Raw genomic sequence first — 20,225 nt, 5'->3', positions numbered from 1 at the left:
AACCAGCGGAGCCGCAACGTGAATTTCGATCGCACCTCGCACCATCGATGCCCGGCGGGGGCGCGTCTCACCGCCGCGACGTCGCGCGCCGACGTCGCTGCTGCCGATGTCTCGGACACAGTTCGAATCGTTTCCGCGCATGGCCGCGCGGAATGCAACCGGCTCCGGCTGCATCCGACGATGCGCCAGAGCCGGGCCACGGATGAGTTCCCGCCTCAGAATGGGTAGTGCCGCTCGCCGGTCTGCACCGTGATCCAGCGCAGCTCGGTGAACTCGTCGATCGCGGCCTTGCCGCCGAAGCGGCCATAGCCGGAGGCCTTGACGCCGCCGAACGGCATCTGCGGCTCGTCATGCACCGTCGGCGCGTTGACGTGGCAGATGCCGGATTCGATCCGCTTGGCGACAGCGATCGCGCGAGCGATGTCGCGGCCGAACACCGCCGACGACAGGCCATATTCGGTGTCGTTGGCGACGCGCACGGCCTCGTCGACGCCGCTGACGCGCACGACGGTGACGACGGGACCAAAACTCTCCTCGCCATAGATGCGCATCGCCGGCGTGACGTGATCGACGATGGTCGCGGGCATGATCGTGCCGCTGCCGCGGCCGCCGGCCGCCAGCACCGCGCCCTTGGCCACCGCGTCCTCGATCAGGCCGCCGACACGGTCGCAGGCGGCGGCGCTGACCAGCGAGCCCAGCACCACGTCGCCCTTGCGCGGATCTCCGTAAGGCAGGCTGTTGGCCTTGGCGGCGAACTTCGCGACGAATACATCCGCCACCTTGTCGTCGACCACGATGCGCTCGGTCGACATGCAGATCTGGCCCTGGTTCATGAAGGCGCCGAACGCGGCGGCATTCACCGAGGCGTCGAGATCGGCGTCGTCGAGAATGACCAGCGGCGCCTTGCCGCCGAGCTCGAGCAGCGCGCGCTTCAATTGCCTGGCACAGGCCATGGCGATGAGACGGCCGACGCGGGTCGAGCCGGTGAAGTTGACGCGGCGGATCGCGGGATGGGCGATCAGCGCTTCGACCACGGCCTGCGCATCCTCGGGCGCGTTGGTCACGACATTGACGACGCCGTCGCCGAGACCACCTTCGGCCAGGCACGCGCCGATCAGCCGATGCACGCCCGGGCTCATCTCCGAGGCCTTCAGCACCACGGTGTTGCCGCAGGCGAGCGGCATCGCCACCGAGCGGACACCGAGGATGACCGGCGCATTCCACGGCGCGATGCCGAGCACGACGCCGACCGGCTGGCGATGCGCCAGCGCGATGTTGTCGGGCACGTCGGTCGGAATCACCTCGCCCGCGATCTGCGTCGTCATCGCCGCGGCCTCGCGCAGCATGCCCTCGGCGAGATGCACGTTGAAGCCGGCCCAGCCCGCGGTGGCGCCGGTCTCGGCCATCATCAGCGCGACGAACTCCGGTGCATTGCGCGCCAGCGCATCGGCTGCCGCATTGAGCCGCTTGCGGCGTTCGCCAGGGCCGAGCCGGGACCACGCCGGAAACGCCGCCGCGGCGGCATCGGCGGCGCGCAGCGCGTCGTCGATCGACGCCGCCGCGACGATGGTTGCGATCTCGCCGCTGATCGGATTGAGGCGCTGGAAGGTGCGCTGATTGGTGGCGGACTGATCCTTGCCGCCAATCAGGAGATTGATCGCGTTCATGGAAGACTCCCGGATTCGCTGGAGGTTGCTGGAGATTTCGGCGCGCGCGACTGGCCGAGATAGGCGCGCTGGATGTCGGGATTGTTCTTCATCTCGGACGCCGCGCCTTCGCCGGCATTGCGCCCCTGCTCGATCAGGTAGACGCGGTCGGCGATGTCCAGGCTGGCGCGCGCGTTCTGCTCGACCATCAGGATGCCGACGCCGTCGCCGCGGATCGTCTTGAGCGCCCGGAACACCTCGCGGCTCAAGAGCGGCGACAGTCCGAGCGACGGCTCGTCGAGCAGCAGCAGCTCGGGCCGCGACATCAGCGCGCGGCCGATCGCGACCATCTGCTGCTCGCCGCCGCTCATGGTCCTCACGGCCTGGCTCATGCGCTCGGTGAGGCGCGGGAACAGTTGCAGCACGTGCGCGAGCCGCGCGGCCTCGCCGTCGCGGGCGCGCGCCGGATAGGCGCCGAGCTGGAGGTTCTCGGCGACGGTGAGATCGCCGAAGACGCCGCGGCCTTCCGGCACCAGCGCGATGCCGCGCTCGACGATCAGATGCGGCGCGAGCGAGGCGATGTCCGTCCCGCCGAGCCGGACCACGGCCCCGGGCGACGGCCGGATCAGTCCCGCGATCGCCTTCAGCAGGGTCGACTTGCCGGCGCCATTGGCGCCGAGGATGGCGACGATCTCGCCGCGCGCGACCTCGAGCGCGACGTCGGTGAGCGCCTGGTGCTTGCCATAGGCATGCGACAGCCGCGTGATCTCAAGCATCGGGCTCTCCGAGATAGGCCGTGATTACGGTGGGATCGGCGAGCACCTCGCCCGGCGTGCCGCGCGCGATCACGTTGCCGGCGCTCATCACCACGCAGCGGTCGCACAGCGCGCGGATCGCATCCATCACATGCTCGACCATCACGATGGTGATGCCGCGGTCGCGCAGCGAGGCGATCAGCCCGATGCCGGTCTCGAGCTCGGTCGGATTGAGCCCGGCCAGCCATTCGTCGAGCAGCACAACACGCGGATGCAGCGCCAGCGCGCGGGCGAGCTCCAGCCGCTTCTGGTCGATGTAAGTGAGATCGCCCGCCAGCATCTCCGCCACGCCATCGAGGCCGACCAGGGCGAGCAGCTCATGGATCGATTCCGCGGCCGCACCGGTCTGGCGCGTGCGGAACAACGCCGCCGCCGCGACATTCTCGGCGACCGTCAAGTCCGGCATCACCCGCACCAACTGGAAGGTGCGGGCAAGCCCGAGCCGCGCGATCCGGTGGGCGGCCATGCCGTTGATGACGGTGCCGTCGAAGCGGATGGTGCCGTCCGACGGCACCAGCGCGCCAGAGAGCATGTTGAGCAGCGTCGTCTTGCCGGAGCCGTTGGGACCGATGACGCCGAGGATCTCGCCGGCGCGGACGTCGAGACTGGCCTTGTCGACGGCGCGCAGGCCGCCGAAGGATTTGCCGACGGTCTCGGCGATGAGCAGCGTTCCGCCCTGCTCCGGCTTGGCGCCGGCGACCTTGGGCTCGCGCCGCCAGACCCGATCGACCACCCCGATCACGCCCTTCGGCAGCGCCATCACGATGCCGATGAAGACGAGGCCGAGCACGATGCTGAAATGGTTCGGCAGCGCGGCTGTCAGCACCTCGAACAGCAGCACCAGCGGGATGACGCCGAGCACCGGGCCGATCAGCGAGCCGGCGCCGCCGAGCAGCGCCATGATCACGACCTGGAACGAGATCATCGGATTGAACGCGATCGCCGGATCGATATAGGTCCAGCGCGGCGCCATGATCGCGCCGGTCACCGACATGAACATCGCGCTGAGGATGAAGACCCCGAGCTTCACCGCCGTCGCATCGATGCCGGAATGGCGCGCGGCGGTCTCGTCGGCGCCGATCGCGCGCAGCGCGAGGCCATAGCGCGAGCGCGTCAGCAGAAAGCCCGTGAGGAAGACCAGCGCCGTCAGCGCGCAGAGCTGCCAGTACAGCATCTCCTGGGTGATGTCGCTGAACAAATAGCGGCCGACCGATTTGTGGATGTTGACCTCGTACCAGATCACGAGCTGGCGGATCAGCTCGGCCAGGCCGAACGAGAAGATGATGAAGTAGATGCCGGACAGCCGCAGCGTCGACAGGCCGGTGATGGCCGCGACGACGGCGCCGACACCCGCAGCGGTCATCAGTTGCAGCGGCCAGCTCAGCGTCTCGCCCGTCGCCGCCGCCGTATAGGCGCCGATGCCGAAGAACGCAGCCGTCGCCAGCGAGACGTAGCGGGTCGGTCCGGAAAACATGGCCCAGGCGGTTGCCAGCACGGTGAAATAGAGAATGCTGATGCCGAGCGCGAGATAGTAGCCGTTGGCATAGAGCGGCAGCGTGACCGCTGCGGCAACGCCGACGAGCCCGATGCACCAGGCGAGAATCTTGCCAGGGCTGATCACGACGCCGCCTTTCCGAACAGTCCGGTCGGCCGGATCAGCAGCACGGCGAGAAACATCGCAAACGTCGCGGCCAAGGTCAGCCCGGGATCGACCAGCCGCGCCACCGCGGTCTCGACGACGCCGAGCAGCAGCCCTGCGGCCAGCGCGCCCATGACATTGCCGACGCCCCCCATGATCACGACCACCAGCGCCTTCATCGTGAAGACGACGCCCATCGAGGCGTTGAAGGTGAGGAACATGCTGACGAGCACGCCGCCGGCGGCTACCAGTCCACCACCGAACGCAAACGCCAGTCCTGCGAGCCAAGCGACATCGATGCCGACGAGCCGCGCGGCATTGGCATCGACCGCGACGGCACGCACGGCCGTACCGATCCTCGTCCGCGTCAGCGCGAGATAGACGCCGGTGCCGATCAGCGCGGCGAAACCGAGCGCCACCAGCCGGTTCACCGCGAGCGTCGAGCCGAGCACCGTCACGGGAATGGAGAGATAGCTGTAGCTGTAATACTGCCCGCCAAAAGCGACCAGCATGATGCCCTGGATCACGAACAGCACGCCGAAGGTGACGAGGATGCTGTCGACCTCCTGGGCACCGGCGTCCTTGCCGCGGCGGATCAGGCGCTGCAGCAACAGCCTGTAGAGCAGCCAGTTCAGCAGTCCCGCGGCGGGCATCGCCAGCAGCAGCGCCAGCAGCGGACTCAGTCGCAGGCCGGAATAGAGCGACAGCGTGCCGAACGCGGCCGCGACCAGCGACTCGCCATAGGACAGGTTCATGATGCGCGCCACGCCATATTGCAGCGTCAGGCCGAGCGCGATCAGGGCATACATGCCCCCCAGCACCAGACCGGGCAGCAGGATGTCGAACAGCAGCATGGGATGGTGCCTCTTGCGCGAGGCCCGCGGACGCGCGCATTGACGCGCGTCCGCAAGCTCACGACCTCGTTCCCGCTATTTCCACTCGGGCTTCGGCACGACCGCGGCGCGTGCGCCGGGCAGCGAGGCCGGCGCCAGGGCGTAGAACTCGCCGTTCTGCCACTGGCCGACGCTCCAGACCTCCTGCAGCAGGCCGTCCTTCAGCTTCACCTTGCCGATGATGGTGTCGAAAGAGCCCTCGCGGATCTCCTTGGCGACCGCGGTACGGTCGACCTTGCCGACCTTCTCGATCGCCTGCTGCAGCACCTGCAGGCTGGCATAGGTGATCGGGCTCGCCCAGCGATCCGGCTCCTGCCCGGTCGCCGCCTTGTGGCGGGCGAGATAGTCCTTGAGCGCGGGCGCGTCGGCGTTCCAGCCGCCGATGCCCATCACGCCGTCGCTGCCCGCGCCGAACTTGCCCTTGAACAGCGGGAACGCCGTGCCGACGCCGACATAGAAGACCTTCGGATTGTACTTGAGCAGTTGCGCCTGCTCGGTCAGCCCGATCGTATCCGGCGGATAGCTGAAGGCGACGAAGGCATCGGCTTTGCTCGCGATCGCATCCTTGAGCAGCGGCTGCAGATCCTGCGAGCCCATCGGATAGGTCTTGTCGTAGGCGACGGTCAGTCCGGCCTTCTTGAAAGCCTCGCGCCCGGCGGCGGCCAGCTCGATGCCGAACTGATCGGCGACGCTGACCATCGCGACGGTGCCGCCGATCTTGCCCTCGCTCTTCAGCTTGCCGAGCAGCTCGGCGAGCCCGTTGGAGATCTGCGCCGACGTGCCGAGCCAGAAGGTGGCATTAGCCCAGCGCTTGGCGAGCTCTGGCGCCTTGTCGGTCACCGACGTCACCGCGAGATGCGGATAGCCGAGCCGGTTCAAGGTCGGACCGACCGCAAGGTTGAGACCGGTGCCCCAGGGCGGTAGGATGAAGTCGACCTTGTCCTGGTTGGCGAGGCGCTCGATCGCCTTCACCGCCTCTTCCGACGAGCTGCGGTCGTCATATTCGACGATCTCGACCGGCAGCCGCTTGTCGCCGAGCTTGATGCCGCCGGCCGCGTTCACGTCCTTCACCCAGAGCTGATAGTTCGGCAGCGTGGTGATGCCGGCGCCGCCGGCATAGGGGCCGGTCTTCGAGATCGCATAGCCGATGCGGATCTTGTCCTGTGTCTGGGCCTGCGCGGCCGATACGGCAAAGCCGGCTGCGATCGCCGCCGCTCCCGCGATCCGTAGCACCTGACGACGGTTGGTCGAAGTCATGTCCTTGTCCTCCTCCCATGTTCACGCGCGCGGACCGCGCGCGTGAATCGGTGACGTTCCTCTGCCCCGGCGTCGTCCGCGGTTTTTTGTTTGCGGTCGTCGGGACTTGACGAGGGAAACACCGCAAGCTTGGGTGGCGCAATGGACAGTTCCGGCAAAAGAGTGCACTTTTCTGGGGCGACGACTGCGCGTAATGCCGCGCCTCGGACGCTGCCGCCGGTGGCTCGCGGCACCCCGGCAGCGCTCGGCGCCGAAGCCATTCCCACGCATTTCGAGGCACGGCGCTGGGCCCTGCGGTCGGATGCCGCGCGGCCGTTCGTCCACCTGCTCTGCCTCTCCGCCGGGGCTGCCTCGGCGCGCTTCGCCGATGACGAAATCCAGACCTGGTCCGGTCCGGCGCTGGTCTGGCTGCCGGCGGGAGAGGCCGAGCATCTCGACGTCGCGGCCGGCTCGGCCGGCCATCTCCTGCGGCTGCGCTCCGGGCTCTGGCACCGCCACCTACCCTCCTCCGCCGAGCCCGCCTATCTCGACCTCGCAGGCACCGAGGCCGTCCTGGCCTTCTCGGTCACGGCCGAGTTCGCCGCGGTCATCGCGCGCTCGATGGCGGCGATCGCAGCCGAGATCGAAAATCCGTCACGGCGCGGCGCGGCCTCGATCACGTCATCGGAGCTGACCCTGTGCGTGCTGCGCTTCTGGCGGCTGTTTGCCGACGACAGCGCCGGCGAGGCGCAGGGCTCCAGCGCCGAGATCCTGAGCCGCTTTCGCCGGCTCGTCGAGGAACGCTTTCATCAGCAACTGCGGGTCGCCGACTACGCTGCGTTGCTCGGCGTGACGCCGGATCGCCTGCACGCGCTGTGCACCCGGGTGCTGCAGCGGTCACCGAGCGCGCTGATTCAGCAACGCGTCATTCAGGAGGCGGCGACCCGGCTCGAAACCACCACCGCGACGATCAAGCAGATCGCCTTCGCGCTCGGCTTCAAGGACAGCGCCTATTTCAACCGCTTCTTCGTCAGGCACACCGGCCAATCACCGGGCGCGTGGCGCAAGGGCGTTTCGTCGCAGCGGACCAAAGGCCAGTCGCGGGCCATCCTCAACTTCGCCGACTGGCCGTGACGGAGCGGCGCAGCCAGGCGCCTCGGTCGTCCTCCTTGTCGGTCCAGGACGACGCGTCAGCGTCGAACCAGAAAATCCCGAGGTTCGGACGGGCGGCGCAATCGTTGGATGCTCGATGCGCCGAGAAACTGATTTCCGCTGCGCGATCAAGCTGATTTGGCCTGTCCAGTCCCCGCGCCGAAAATATTCCTCTTTCGTTTTTCCGAAAATCATGGTTCTATTCCTACATCCCGTCTCGAGCTGAGGGGCGTATCGCGGTCGTCACGACATGCGAGGCGGGGAGCGGTGGGCGTGGTGGATTGCAGCGCGGGTTGCTCGCGCCGACGAACAATTCGCCACGCACGGTCAAGTCGCGCGGTCCTGATATCCCGATGCTGATATCAACTCACGTCGAGGCCCTGGCTTCGCGTGGGGATGGTGGCCAGAAAGCCCGGCGCACCAGGGAGAACGCGAAGCAGCCGTTCAACCATCGCGCAGGGAGGGCCGGGTTTCCGGCTGACCTGTGGTACCTGCCGCCTGCATTTTTTTCGCAGGCGGGCCACGGGCCTCAGTCGAGGTCCGGCCTTCCCTGCGCCCTCACGCTTTCCGAGGGCCTCACGACGCATCACCCGGACGGGCCATCCGCCGCGGGATCGCGCGATCATGCGCGCCTTTCCGCAAGCGAGGCGGCCTGATGCTTCCACATTGATGTCAAATCGTCGCAGGCTTGAACGGTCCCGCCGGCATCGAGGACACCCGAGGGAGCCGTCCGACATCGTTCCCCCCTCCCCGGAGCGACCGCGAGCAATCCGGCACCGTTGCTACTCTGCCACGAATGCGCTATGAGTTGAACATGATCAGCCGGTCCTGGTCGCACTCGAAATGCCAGTACCGCAAACCGATGCTTCGCGCTCGGCGCGCGACGTCGGTCGATACGGGCGCCGCGATCGCGCCCTCATCGCAAGCTCCGCGCTTCGCGCTCATTCGCATTCCGTAGTCGTGTCCGGGAGCCCGAACGCAGATGGATTGTGAAACCTGTGGTCGGCCCAATCCACCGGGCTCGGACGTCTGCGGCGGGTGTGGCGGGGCGTTGCGACAGCCGTCATCCGATACGACGACGAGCTCGCGCCTGCTCGGCATGCATCGCGCCGAGCGGCGGCAGGTCACGGCGCTGATCTGCGATCTCGTCGGCTCCGTCTCGCTCACGGTCAGGCTCGATCCGGAAGATATGACCAGCGTCATCGACGCCTTCCTGACGACCTGCGAAAACGTCATCGGCCACCATGGCGGCGCCATCACGCAATATGCCGGCGACGGCGTGCTCGCCTATTTCGGCTATCCGCGCGCGGGGGAAGACGATGCAGCCACCGCGATCCGCGCCGCCATCGCGCTGCGCGACGCCGTCGGCCGGCTCGAGGCCCCGCATGGACAGAAGCTGCGCCTGCGCATCGGCATCGCCACCGGCCTCGTCGTGGTCAGCGACCTCATGCCCCGCGCCGACGGCCGCCCGGTCGACATCGTCGGCGAGACGCCGAATCTGGCGGCGCGGCTGCAATCGATCGCCGCCCCCGACAGCATCGTCGTGGCCCGGACCACCGAGCGCATCGCGCGCGGCATGTTCGACTTCCGCGATCTCGGCACGTTCGCGCTGAAGGGATTCGCCGCACCGGTCGAGGCGTTCGAGGTGCTGGAGGAAGCCGCCGTCGCGAGCCGTTTCCACGCCCGCATTCGCGGCGAAAGCTCCCCTCTGGTCGGGCGCGACCAGGAGCTGGCGCGTCTATTCGATTGCTGGGCGGCGGCGCGGTTCGGCAGCGGACAGGTGGTGCTGCTCCATGGCGAGCCGGGCATCGGCAAGTCGCGGCTGGTCGAGGAGCTGCGTCGGCGCGTGGCCGACGTCTCCCAGCTCCAGATGATCTGGCACTGCAGCCCCACCCGTTGTGACAGCGTGCTGTATCCGATCTCGGAGCAGCTCGCGCTCATCGCCGGCTTCGACCGCTCCGACGGCGCAGCGACGCGTCGCGACAAGCTCGATCGCTTCATGAACGCGCACGGCGTCGGCGACGCCACGGCGCGCGCCGTGCTCGCCGATATCCTGGGCGTCGCTCCCGAGCCGGACAGTCCGCTGCAGACGATGACCGTCGAGAAGCGCTCGGAGGTCACGCGGGAGACGCTGCTCCGGCTGATCGACATGATGGTGCCGACCGGGCCCGCGCTGCTGGTGCTGGAAGACGCGCATTGGAGCGACACGACCACGCTCGAGCTGCTCGATCGGGCGATCCGGCGCGCCGCACAACGCCGCTGGCTGATCGTGGTCACGGCCCGGCTCGAATATGAGCCGCCCTGGGCCGCGAGCCCGCAGGTCACGCGGCTCCCGCTCGGGCGATTGAGTCACGGCGACGCCGAGCGGATATGCACCCATGTGGCCGCTTCGGCCGCGCTGCCGGCAGCGACGCTGCGCCAGATCGTCAGCCGTGGCGAAGGCATTCCGCTATTCCTGGAAGAGCTGGCGAAGTACGTCGTCGAAGCCTCCGCGGCGCCCGCACGGGACGGCCATGCGAGCGTGGCCATTCCTGCCTCGCTGCAGGACTCCCTGGTTGCGCGGCTCGACCGATTGGGGCCGGCGCGCCGGATTGCCAATCTCGGCGCCGCCATCGGTCGCCGCTTCAGCTACGATCTGTTGTCGGCCATCGTGGCGGAGCCCGAAGCCAGGCTCGGCGAGAGCCTGGATCAGCTCGTCAAGTCCGGCCTCGTGGAGAGCAGCGGCGCGCCGCCCGACGGCCTCTACACGTTCAAGCACGCGTTGATCCGCGACGCCGCCTACGAGTCCCTGCTCCGGCGCGAACGCCAGACATTGCATGGCAGGATCGCCGCGGTGCTGCGCGATCGCTTTCCCGAGACGCGGGACACCGAGCCGGAGTTGCTGGCCTACCATTTCACCGAGAGCGGCGCGATCGCCGAAGCCATCCCGCTATGGGCGGCCGCGGGCCGGCGCGCCGCCTCGCGCGCCGCGCATGTCGAAGCGGCGCGACATCTGCAAACGGCGCTCGACCTGCTGCGTCATCAATCCGCCGACGGCGAGCGCGCCGACTTGGAGCTCGAGCTCCTGATCGGGCTTGCCGTCAGCCTCGCCGCCTCGCGCGGCTACACCGTGCCCGAGGTCGGCAAGGCGCTGTCCGAGGCACGGGCGATCTGCGACGCACTCGGCAACACCGCCGGCCTGTTCGCCGTGCTGCGCGGCATCTGCAGTTTCCTGATCATCGCGGGCGATCTCGACGGTGCCGAGGAGATGGCGCATCTGTGCCTGGGAATCGGCGAGCAGACCGGCCTTCCCGAGCACCGCATCGAGAGCGGCGTTGCGTTGGGCTACATTCTCTTCGCCAGAGGCGACCTCCCCGCCGCGCGCCGGCTGCTGGCCGCCGCGGTGCAGCTCTATCAGGCGTCGGACGGCGCGCGGCTGCCGCAACTGTCCTCGCAGGATCCGCTGGTCGCCGCCCAGGCCTCGCTGCTGCAGGTGCTGCATGCGATGGGCGACGACGCTGGTGCGGCCGCGGTCGCCAGCGATCTCATCGCGCATGCGCGCCGGCTCGGACGTCCGTTCGACCTCGCCTGGGCGCTGTCGTGGCTCGCCTTCTATCAGCTCGCACGCGGCGACTACGAGGATGTCCTCCTCGCCACCGAGGAAGCCCTGACCATCTGCCGCGACCATGGCTATCCGCTCTATCAGCTGGTGGCGGGCAGCCTGCAGGCGCACGCCCGCGGCCATCTCGGCAGGAATCCAGACGAGGCGCTGGCGGCGGCGTGCGAGGCGCTGCCGGCATTCCAGACGCTCGGCATGATGCATTTCTCCTGCTTCTATCTCGGCGAGGTCGCCGGCCTGCAACTGATCGTCGGCAACACGGCCGAGGCGATGCAGACGATCGATGCGGCGATCGACGCCGCGCGGCGCTATGGCGACGGCTATTTCCTGTCGCCGCTGCATCGGCGGCGCGCCGAGATCCTGGCCGCCGTTCCGGATCATGCGCCGGGCCAGGTGACGGCCGCGCTGCGCGAGGCCGTCACGGTGGCCGAGGCGCAGGGCGCGGCGGCGTTCCTGCGCCGGGCGGCGGCGCGGCTCGCCGCCGTCGATGATGACGCGCCGAGGCGACAATCGGCGTGACGACCTGTTCAGGCCATGGGGGTGGCCGTCGCGACGGTGAAGTCGATCTCGGCCCAGATGCGCGTGGTCGCGGTCAGGACGAGCTTGCCGTCGACGGGCGTGCCGAGCCCGAGGTCGCGAATGAACGGCAGGCTGTCGAGCGCGCTCATCTCGATCGTCCAGTTGCCCGATTGCAGTTGCCAGCTGCGCAGCGCCGTCAGGTCAAGCGCGCCGTTCAACAGCGTCTTGTAGCTCGCCGCGGTGAGACTGTCCGCCGACCGCGCCTGCTTGAGATAGAACACGGGAATCGGCAGACCCCAGACGCCGCCCAGGAACGACGCCATGCCGGGCCCGGTCGTCACCTGCTTCAGCCGCTCGTCGTCGGCTCCGGCACAGAGCCGCCGGAACGCATCCGCCGGCGAGGCCACCGCGGTCGCGGTCGGGGGCGATCCGTCCGTGCCTTCGATTCGGATGACGCGCTGCTGGCAGGCATGGGCATCCGGCCCGTAGCAGGCAATCGCCAGCCCCGAGACGTCGAACGGGTCGTTCGATGGCGCGCTGGCCGGCTGGACGATGGTCGCGTGATATTTGGGAAAGCCCCAGACCTCCTGCCCCGCAACCACCGACCAGGCATTGTCGACGAACAGATAGGCAGGCACGAAGCCGATCGATTTCGGCAGCAGGGCACCCCGCTCATAGCTGCCGACCAGGAGCCACAGCCCGATATCGGTCTCGGACATCGTCCCCTGCTCCGCGAATGGCGGCGTCGCGGCCTGGCTCTTGCGCACCTGGATGACGTTGACGAACGCCATGTCCAGCATCACGCGGAACTGGTCGCGGCCCGCGACGCGGTTGAAGGAGCGGTCGAGGAATCGCTGGCAGGCACCGAGGTCGGCCGGCACGGCGAAGCCGTAGAAGGTCGAGTCGTTGCAGAGATAGGGCGCCGGCGGAAGCGTGATCCATCCGGCGTAGTTGACATAGGCGTTGGTGATGTAGGGTTCGGGACTCATCGAGACGATCGGAATGTAGACGCCCGACAGCGCCGACGCCGCGGCAAGGCCGGACATCGCCGCGACCTCCACGCATCCGGCGTTGATCTCAGGCACACGGGTCCAGTCGCCGGCGAGGAAGAGATTGTCGTAGCCGGACTTGCCGGGCTCCATCCGGTGCCGCAGCGTGCCCGGCAGGCTCAGCACATAGCGTTCGCTCGGATTGATGTTGGCGCGCCAGAACTGGAAATCGAGCCGCGCCGATCCGCTGATGTCGCTCGGCGCGTGCAGCAGATCCCAGCGGAACGTGCTGCCGCTGCCGATGTTCGTCCACAACGTATCGAGCCAGGACGTCATCCAGTCCTTCGATGCGTTTTTCACATAGTCCGCCGCCAGTTCCTCATTGTCCGGCGCGCTCTTGTCGCTCATGATGGCACAATAATAGGCGATCGAGCGCGGCCCCGGCGCCGGCCAGTCCTCGGCCGGCAGCAATTGCGACATGTCGGAATAGGTGTCCAGCGGCGGCTTGCAGGTGGTGACGATCGGCCCCATCGTCTCCAGCGACGGTCCAGGCGCCACATAGGGGCCGCCGAGATCCCCGACCGGGCAGTCGAGCCAGAGCTGCAGCGCCATGGTGCGCACGGTTGGGAGATTGCCGACCATGTCGGCCCAGGCCGGCTTCTGCTGCACCAAGGGCCGACAGATGTCATCGAGTGCGCCGACCGCGATGCCCAGCACCACCTGGTCGAAATCCTGACCGAGCTGCAGGCTGAGCCGCGCCGCCGGAGGCGGCTGCGGCGGGTTGGGAGGACCATAGGCGTTCTCGAAATTATAGCCCTTCAGCGCGTAGTACTCACCGTTCTCGATCTCTGTCCATTTGGGCTCGGACGGCCAGCACCAGTAGTTCTTCACCAGGACCAGCGGATCATATTTGCCATCGACGAACTCGACCTGCTTGTCGATGTTGATGATCGCGATGTTGCTACCGTCCTCGGTCGGCTCGAGGCTCGTGACCTTGTGGAAGAACTTGAAGTTCACGCCGCGCCGCGCCAGCAGCTGGTAGATCGGGGTGCAGATCGTATCCCCCATGCCGACGACGGACTTATAGAAGAACGCCCCCTTGTAGGTGAAGAACAGCCGCAGCAGTCCCTGAACGGCCGAGCAGGCCGACACCTGCTGCTCCGACGGCTCGCGGGAGCCGCTGCGAAAGGCGAAGATGTACTCATAGAGAGCGGTCACGATGGCGTTGTTGGCAGCCTCTTCATCCTGCTGCGCCAGAAAGCTGCGGAATTCGAACCTGTCGAGAACCTCCAGCCCATCCGTCAGGCAGTCGTTCTCGATGATGCCGAGCAGCATGCAGATGCCGAGATTGGCGAGGATCAACAGCCGGCGCAGGCCTTCCTCGAGGCCATCGATCTTCTGGTGCTCCTTGACGATGCGGCGGAACGCATGGAGCAGCGCCGCCATGTCGCCCTGGGCATCGCGGCGGATCGCTTCGACGTCACTGTGCAGATTCTCGCCGACGCGGTGAGCCAGAAGAAGCAGCGGATGGCCCTTGCCATTGGACGGGACGGCCGCCAGCCGGGCCCGTCGCTCGGCCGGCATGGCGGCGATCGCCTTCGCCAGCTCGGCATTCTGGTCGCCCGGCCAGTCCTCGAGATAGTAGTTCAGGTTGAATATGATGCTGGCGATGGTCCGGAGCAGCAGGGTCGAAAGCGGTGGCACGATGTTGTCGGCGGGCGCCCACAGGCTATCCCGGCCGGGATAGACCGATTCGTCGACATCCGGCTGAAACCAGAATGGCCAGGGCAGCCATTGGTTGTCGGTATACTCGGCGTAGAAGATCTCGTTCTGCCGCTTGAACGCGTCATCGATCGTCCTGATCGGATCGCTCGGCGGTGCATCGAGTGCCTTCAGCGCGGCACGCAGGATGGTGAAGGCGTTCTCGTAGAAGCCGGCCCAGATATGCAGCCCATGCTCCTCGATGCGCTGTCCCTGCTTGGCGTTGCGTCCGCTGGCGGTCTTGCCTCCGAGACGCCAGCCGAGCTGATACAAGGTGATCTCGTAGAGCTCGCCGCGCGGATCGATCTCGCTCAAGGCAAAGGCCGCACTCAACGCGCCGATGCCGCCGCCCAATATCGCCACGCGGGTCTTTCTTGCTGCCATGTCGATGATCCTGCCCTGACCTCGGACGTTCTCGCCCGGGCGAGCCGGAACGACGTCGTCCATCGGCGCACGAGTCCGCGGTCCGCGCGGCCCGTGCGGTTGAATGACATTCGGTACGATGGGTTTACAAAATCGGCGCCGCGCCCAGTTCAATCCGCGTGGCGATGCAATGAGGATGCATCGAATACCTATCACAATCTCCACGCGATCATCAAGCGGGCGCATCGTCGACGTCGCGTAAGGCGAAGACCAAGCCGCCGCGTCCTTCCCGCCCGCTACGTCGTTATCTCAACTTTTGCGGGAATAACGGCGAATTGCCACCGCTTGAAGACAGCGCTCCGATCACCACGCTGCCATCGATCACGTCAGATCGGAATGCACATCGCCGGGCCCGTCGAGAAACAGCGGCAGCCGCACGACGATGCGGGCGCCGCGCGGCGCGTCAGTGATCTCGATGCTGCCACGATGCGCCTCCACCAGCGTCCGCACCACCGCCAGTCCGAGCCCGGCTCCTCCGGTGCCACGATTGCGCGACGTGTCCAGGCGCGTGAACGGCTCAAGCATGGCCTTGCGCTGGTCGCCGGGAATCCCGGGCCCTTCGTCATCGACCGTCAGCACGGCGTGCTCCGGCTGGCGTTGCAGCGAGACATGCGCAGCCTCGCCATATTTGAGCGCGTTGTCGATGATGTTGGCGACGATCCGGCGCAGCGCGACGCGGTCACCGAGCATCAGCAGCTCGCGTCCATCGCCCGCAGCGTCGAGACGCACCCGCGCCCGGTGCGCACGGCGATCATCGACCTCGGCCCGCACCAGCTCGTCGAAGGCGATGAGCTCCTGCGGCAGCTCGCCGGCCCCCGCCCGGCTCGCGAGCAGCGCGTCGTCGAGCAGACGGATCATGTCGGAGATATCGACCACGGCGCGCTGCCGCTCGGCGTCGTCCGGGATCTGGTCGATACGCAGCCGCAGCCGCGTGGCGAAGGTGCGGACGTCGTGAGCAATGCCGCCGACCAGCGCCATGCGCGCCTGCATCAGATCGGCGAGCCGGTCCTGCAGCCGCCCGAACGCCGTGACCACGGCGCGCACCTCGGGCGCGTTGCGGCGGACGTCGGGCAGTGGCACCGCCGCTCCGCCGAGGTCAACCCGGTCGACGGCGGCGGCAAGGCGTGCCAGCGGTCGCGTCTCGCGCTGCATGATGAGAAGCGCGAACAGCGCGACCACCGTTCCGAACAGGCCCGCGCCGAGTCCGATCGGCAACCCCTGCTGGGTCAACACCAGCGACGAGCGCGAATCCACGACGAGCACGTCGCCGCCGTTCAGGCCGATGCGGAACTCCAGGGCATTCTGCGGCGCCCGCGAGAGCCGCGGAAACCACCGCCCCTCCGGCTCCGGCACGGAGGTGATGGCCAGCGGGCGCGCACCGAGCGCCTCGGCATAGGCCTCGCGCAATCCGGACCGGACCGGCGCGGGCTCCGTCCGCGGAAGCCGGACCGCCGCGTCGGCCCCGACCAGCCGGACCTCGAAGCGGTCGGAGGACACGGCATCGACGACCCGGCCCCGCTCCGTCCGGGGCGTTCGCTCGATCAGCTCGGCGAGCGCGGCCAGCCGCATCGGCAGCGGCGTCGCGCCTTCGAGCTCCGCGGTACGGGCGCGGTAGAACCGCGCCAGGGTGACGATCCAGATCGCCAACAGGCCGATGATGACGATGAGGCCGATACGCATCGCAAGCGTCAGCCGCATCATCACGCCACCGGCCTCACCGTCGCCGTGAACAGGTATCCGCCGTTGCGGACGGTGGTGATCAGGTTCGTTCCCGGGCTTGCGGCCTCGAGCTTGCGCCGCAACCGCGAGATCAGCATGTCGACGGTGCGGTCGAAAGGCTCGGCGGAGCGGCCGCGCGTCCAATCCAGGATCTGGTCTCGGCTCAGCACCCGCCGCGGCCGCTGCACGAAGCAGGCGAGCAGGTCGAACTCCGCCGAGGTCAGCTGGATCGGCGCGCCCTGCGCATCCGGGATCTCGATGCTGCGGGCATCAACGTCGAGCACGAAGCGGTCGAAACTGAAACGCCGGCTCGCGTCTCGCGGCGGGCTCGCCTGGGCGCGCCGCAACAGCGCGCGCACGCGGGCCAGAAGCTCGCGCGGCCCGAACGGCTTGACCATGTAGTCATCGGCGCCGAGCTCCAGCCCGACCACGCGATCGATCTCGTCGCTCTTGGCCGACAGTATCAGGATGGGAATGTCGTCGCTCGCCCGCAGCCGGCGGCAGATCGAAAGCCCGTCCTCTCCCGGCAGCATCAGGTCGAGAATGATGAGATCGGGGCGCAGCCGCCGCAGCACGGCATCCATCGCCGCCGCCGTGGCGGCGACCTCGATCTCGAACCCTTCCCGGCGCATGAAATCGCTCACGAGCCGGCTGATCTCCGGGTCGTCCTCCACCATCAAAAGCGTGGCCGCAGGCATGCTCATCGCCAGGACTGATGCCCAAAACCCGTGGCTTGGCAATGGTCCGGCGACGGCCGTTACACACCGTTACGCGACGGCCAAAGACCGAGACCCAGGCGAGCGGGACGCCGGTATCCGGCTGGAGAAGCCCTCGCGGCGCAAGGGCGCGCTCCACACCGGCGATATTTAATTCGAAAGGCCACTTGCTGAGCAAAACCTTATTTAATATAAATTAAATCGCGCGGCGGTCCCAGATCATTTAATGGTTCCGAATATATAAATTCTCGTTCTCGCAGGCAATCGGACGGCTCCGACGTCCGAAACGCAACTGATGAAGCTTCAAAACATGCTGCACAATCCCAACGCGAGCACGGCTGCCTACCCCCCTCAGCAGGAGCAGGGTTGGGACCGGAACGGACCCGGGCCGTTCGACATGGCGCTGGGATTCCTGCGCCGGCACTATCTGGTGATTGCGATCACCACGGTGCTTTCGCTCCTGGCCAGCTTCGCCCTGCTGAAAATCCTGCCGCCGACCTACTCGGCGGACGTCAAGATCATGCTGGGCACCTCCAAGGCCGCGGTCGTGCAGCCGCAACCTGCGGTTCAGGACGAGCCCCCGCTCGACATGGAGTCGCAGATCGAGATCCTGAAATCCAAGTCGATCGCGACCAGCGTCATCAACCAGTTGAACCTGGCCGACGACCCCGACTTCAACGGTAAAGGCAGCCCGCTGCACGGTGCGGTCAACGCGGTCCGCAGGCTCGTCGGTTTGGCGCCGGAGCCAAACGCGCCGTCCATGGACGATCTCCTCGACGAATTCCAGCGCCGGATGAACGCCTTCAGGATCGGCACCAGCTCGGTCGTCGAGGTCGATTTCAGCGCCAGCGATCCCCATCGGGCGGCGATGATCGCCAATGCCATCGCCAAGGAGTATTTCGATCAGCAGCTGAAGGCGGAGGCCAACGAGCAGCGCACCATCACGGCCTGGCTCCACGACCGCCTGCAGGATCTCGGCAACGACGCGACGACGGCCGAGCGCGCCGTCAACGAGCTGAAGAGCCGGTACAATATCGTATCGGCAGACGGCAAGCTCATCGACCAGCAGCAGGTCACAGAACTCACCAACCGTCTGGTGGCGGCGCGCACCCATACCGCCTCGCTGATGACCCGGCTCAATCGGTTCGACGACATGCTCGCGACGAGCAATGCCGATATGCCGGTCGACCGCATTGCCGCCGTCTCCGACTTCTCCCCGGCGGAGCTCAGCGGCAATCTCAATCCGCCGGACGGCCTCTCCTTGAGCAATTCGAACAGCACGACGATCATCAACAGCCTGCGTCAGCAATATCTCGATAACGCCAAGCGCGAGTACGAATATGCTGCCAAATATGGCAACGATCACGTCGCCGTCGTCAATATCCGTGCGACGATGAAGAGCATCCGTCAGGCCATGCTCGATGAGGTGCGGCGCCTTGCCGACGTCGCCAAGCATGACTATGCGGAGGCCAAGCAGCAGCAGCAGGAGATCGAGAGGCAGCTGGCGCAAGCCGTTGGCAAGTCGCAGGACACCAGGGCCGCGGAGGTCAGCATCCGCGAGCTGGAGACGAGCGCCAAGAGCTATCGTGCCCTCTACGACACCTTCCTTCAGCGCTACATGGGCTCGGTCCAGCAGGGCTCCTTCCCGATCGCCAAGGCGCGTGTGATCTCCGCCGCCACACCACCGAAGAAGAAGATCAAGCCGAAGTCCATCGTGCTGATGGCGATCGGCCTGTTCGGCGGCCTGGCGCTCGGCGGCGGCTTTGGCCTGCTCGCAGAGGCCAAGGACCGCAGCTTTCGGACGACCGATCAGGTCGAAGATCGCCTGCGCCTGCCCTGCCTCTCGGTCGTCCCTCTGCTCAAACGAGGCGAAGTCGACAAGTTCACCAAGAAGGCGACGGCCAACGCCGTTGCCAAGGTCGAACCGGACGGCAGCCGGCGAATGGTCTCGAGAGGCCCCGGGACCTGCTGGGCCGCATCCGCGATGCCCACCTCGCGCTTCGCCGAATCCATCCGCTCGTTGAAAGTCGCCATCGACCAGGACCCGAACCGGACGTCGCGGAAGGTCTTCGGACTGACGTCCGCCCTGCCGAACGAGGGCAAGTCCGTCATCGCCGCGTCGCTGGCGCAGTTGGTCGCCAATTCAGGCAAGCGGGTGATCGTGGTCGACTGCGACCTCAGGAATCCGTCGCTCTCCGCCATGCTCGCCCCCGATGCCGGGACCGGGATCGCCGACATCGTCTCGGGAGGGCGTCAGCTCGCGGACGCCGTCTGGACCGACCCGGTGACGCGCCTGGATTTTCTGCCCGGAATGGGCGCCGCACAGCGCGACACCAGCGATATCCTCGGCAACGAGCAGATGCGCAAGCTGTTCGAGCAGCTCCGCGAAGCCTATGACTACGTCATCGTCGATCTTCCGCCGCTCGCCCCCGTCGTCGATGCGCGGGCCATCTCGGCGCTGCTCGACAGCTTCGTCCTTGTCGTGGAATGGGGACGGACGCCCGCCGAGGTGGTCGAGCATGCGCTGAACACGGCGCCCAACGTCTACGATGCCCTGTTCGGCGTCGTGCTCAACAAGACCGACATGAAGGCGCTGAAGCGCTACGCCAATCACTTCGGCGACTACTACAACCATAAATACTATGCTCGTTACGGGAGCGTGATGGCCGAGTAGGTCCATCGGCGCGCGCCGGCCGGTGCGCGCCATGGACGGCAACCGATGACGGAGATCGATCGGCCGTCAGCGCTGGTGCTCGGCGCGAATGGATGGCTGGGCGATGCCGGCACGCTCCAGAGCGCTGCGAACGTAGATCCCCGAGAGATAGCCGACCTGGACTGCAACCAGACCGGCGCCGGCATAGAGCGCGGCCGGCAGCCCGCTGATGATCGACGCGGCGATGCACTCCATGAAGACGATCGCGGCAAGCGCCAGCAGCGTGCGCACCGTGAACATCGTCCCGGCAACCACTCCGGCTGCAAAATGAAGCGCTATCACCCACATCAGTTCATGCCTCCTCGGGCGTCTCGAGAGGCTAGCGGCCAATGGTTAGCGATGAGCTAAGCCGCCCGGGAGGATTCGAACAAGCGCATCGGAGCAACACTTTCAGGCGAAAGATGCG

Annotated in this window: 12 protein-coding genes; 3 read left to right on the top strand and 9 right to left on the bottom strand. The window is 67.2% G+C overall.

Going from position 1 to position 20,225, the window contains the following annotated elements:
- Window positions 1-215 precede the first annotated feature (215 nt).
- The 5 genes from QX010_RS16255 to QX010_RS16235 all read right to left on the bottom strand — a co-directional run bounded on the left by QX010_RS16255 (window position 216) and on the right by QX010_RS16235 (window position 6,250).
- Window positions 216-1,667 carry an aldehyde dehydrogenase gene (locus QX010_RS16255; protein WP_316180536.1) on the bottom strand — a complete coding sequence of 484 codons (1,452 nt, stop codon included), beginning with the start codon at window positions 1,665-1,667 and terminating at the stop codon, window positions 216-218.
- The gene (locus QX010_RS16250) at window positions 1,664-2,422 is read right to left on the bottom strand and encodes an ABC transporter ATP-binding protein (protein ID WP_316180534.1); all 759 of its coding nucleotides are present in this window, start codon (window positions 2,420-2,422) and stop codon (window positions 1,664-1,666) included. The genes QX010_RS16255 and QX010_RS16250 overlap by 4 nt, the downstream gene beginning before the upstream one ends.
- Entirely contained in the window at window positions 2,415-4,082 is a 1,668-nt protein-coding gene (locus QX010_RS16245) for a branched-chain amino acid ABC transporter ATP-binding protein/permease (protein ID WP_316180533.1), read from the bottom strand. The genes QX010_RS16250 and QX010_RS16245 overlap by 8 nt, the downstream gene beginning before the upstream one ends.
- Entirely contained in the window at window positions 4,079-4,954 is an 876-nt protein-coding gene (locus QX010_RS16240; protein WP_316180531.1) for a branched-chain amino acid ABC transporter permease, read from the bottom strand. Before QX010_RS16240 ends, QX010_RS16245 begins: the two co-directional genes overlap by 4 nt.
- A gap of 75 nt (window positions 4,955-5,029) precedes the next feature.
- Entirely contained in the window at window positions 5,030-6,250 is a 1,221-nt protein-coding gene (locus QX010_RS16235; RefSeq protein WP_315802931.1) for an amino acid ABC transporter substrate-binding protein, read from the bottom strand.
- Between the two features lie 219 nt (window positions 6,251-6,469).
- Here QX010_RS16235 and QX010_RS16230 point away from each other — a divergent pair, with 219 nt between their 5' ends.
- Together QX010_RS16230 and QX010_RS16225 are read left to right on the top strand one after the other, a co-directional pair.
- Window positions 6,470-7,363 (top strand): helix-turn-helix domain-containing protein, encoded by an 894-nt coding sequence (locus tag QX010_RS16230; RefSeq protein WP_316180529.1) that lies wholly within the window; start codon window positions 6,470-6,472, stop codon window positions 7,361-7,363.
- Window positions 7,364-8,432: 1,069 nt separating this feature from the next.
- Window positions 8,433-11,498 carry an ATP-binding protein gene (locus QX010_RS16225; protein WP_316180527.1) on the top strand — a complete coding sequence of 1,022 codons (3,066 nt, stop codon included), beginning with the start codon at window positions 8,433-8,435 and terminating at the stop codon, window positions 11,496-11,498.
- 8 nt (window positions 11,499-11,506) lie between these two features.
- Here QX010_RS16225 and QX010_RS16220 read toward each other — a convergent pair whose 3' ends face one another.
- The 3 genes from QX010_RS16220 to QX010_RS16210 all read right to left on the bottom strand — a co-directional run bounded on the left by QX010_RS16220 (window position 11,507) and on the right by QX010_RS16210 (window position 17,094).
- Window positions 11,507-14,632 carry an NAD(P)-binding protein gene (locus tag QX010_RS16220; RefSeq protein WP_316180525.1) on the bottom strand — a complete coding sequence of 1,042 codons (3,126 nt, stop codon included), beginning with the start codon at window positions 14,630-14,632 and terminating at the stop codon, window positions 11,507-11,509.
- 360 nt (window positions 14,633-14,992) lie between these two features.
- Window positions 14,993-16,369, bottom strand: coding sequence for an ATP-binding protein (locus QX010_RS16215; RefSeq protein ID WP_316180523.1), 1,377 nt, complete (start codon window positions 16,367-16,369; stop codon window positions 14,993-14,995).
- A gap of 2 nt (window positions 16,370-16,371) precedes the next feature.
- Window positions 16,372-17,094 carry a response regulator transcription factor gene (locus QX010_RS16210; protein WP_316180520.1) on the bottom strand — a complete coding sequence of 241 codons (723 nt, stop codon included), beginning with the start codon at window positions 17,092-17,094 and terminating at the stop codon, window positions 16,372-16,374.
- 322 nt (window positions 17,095-17,416) lie between these two features.
- On the opposite strand from QX010_RS16210, the gene QX010_RS16205 reads away from it, so the two are divergent.
- Window positions 17,417-19,780, top strand: coding sequence for a polysaccharide biosynthesis tyrosine autokinase (locus QX010_RS16205; protein ID WP_410051958.1), 2,364 nt, complete (start codon window positions 17,417-17,419; stop codon window positions 19,778-19,780).
- A gap of 66 nt (window positions 19,781-19,846) precedes the next feature.
- Here the strand turns inward: QX010_RS16205 and QX010_RS16200 are convergent, their stop codons facing one another.
- Window positions 19,847-20,107: a hypothetical protein gene (locus tag QX010_RS16200; protein WP_316180516.1), complete on the bottom strand. Its 261-nt coding sequence runs from the start codon at window positions 20,105-20,107 to the stop codon at window positions 19,847-19,849.
- Window positions 20,108-20,225 lie beyond the last annotated feature (118 nt).

Source organism: Bradyrhizobium sp. SZCCHNRI1009, from assembly GCF_032487575.1.
In the GTDB taxonomy this organism is placed as follows: Bacteria; Pseudomonadota; Alphaproteobacteria; order Rhizobiales; family Xanthobacteraceae; genus Bradyrhizobium.
Note: the sequence above shows the minus strand (reverse complement) of the source record. Positions and strands in the feature narration are given on the sequence as shown.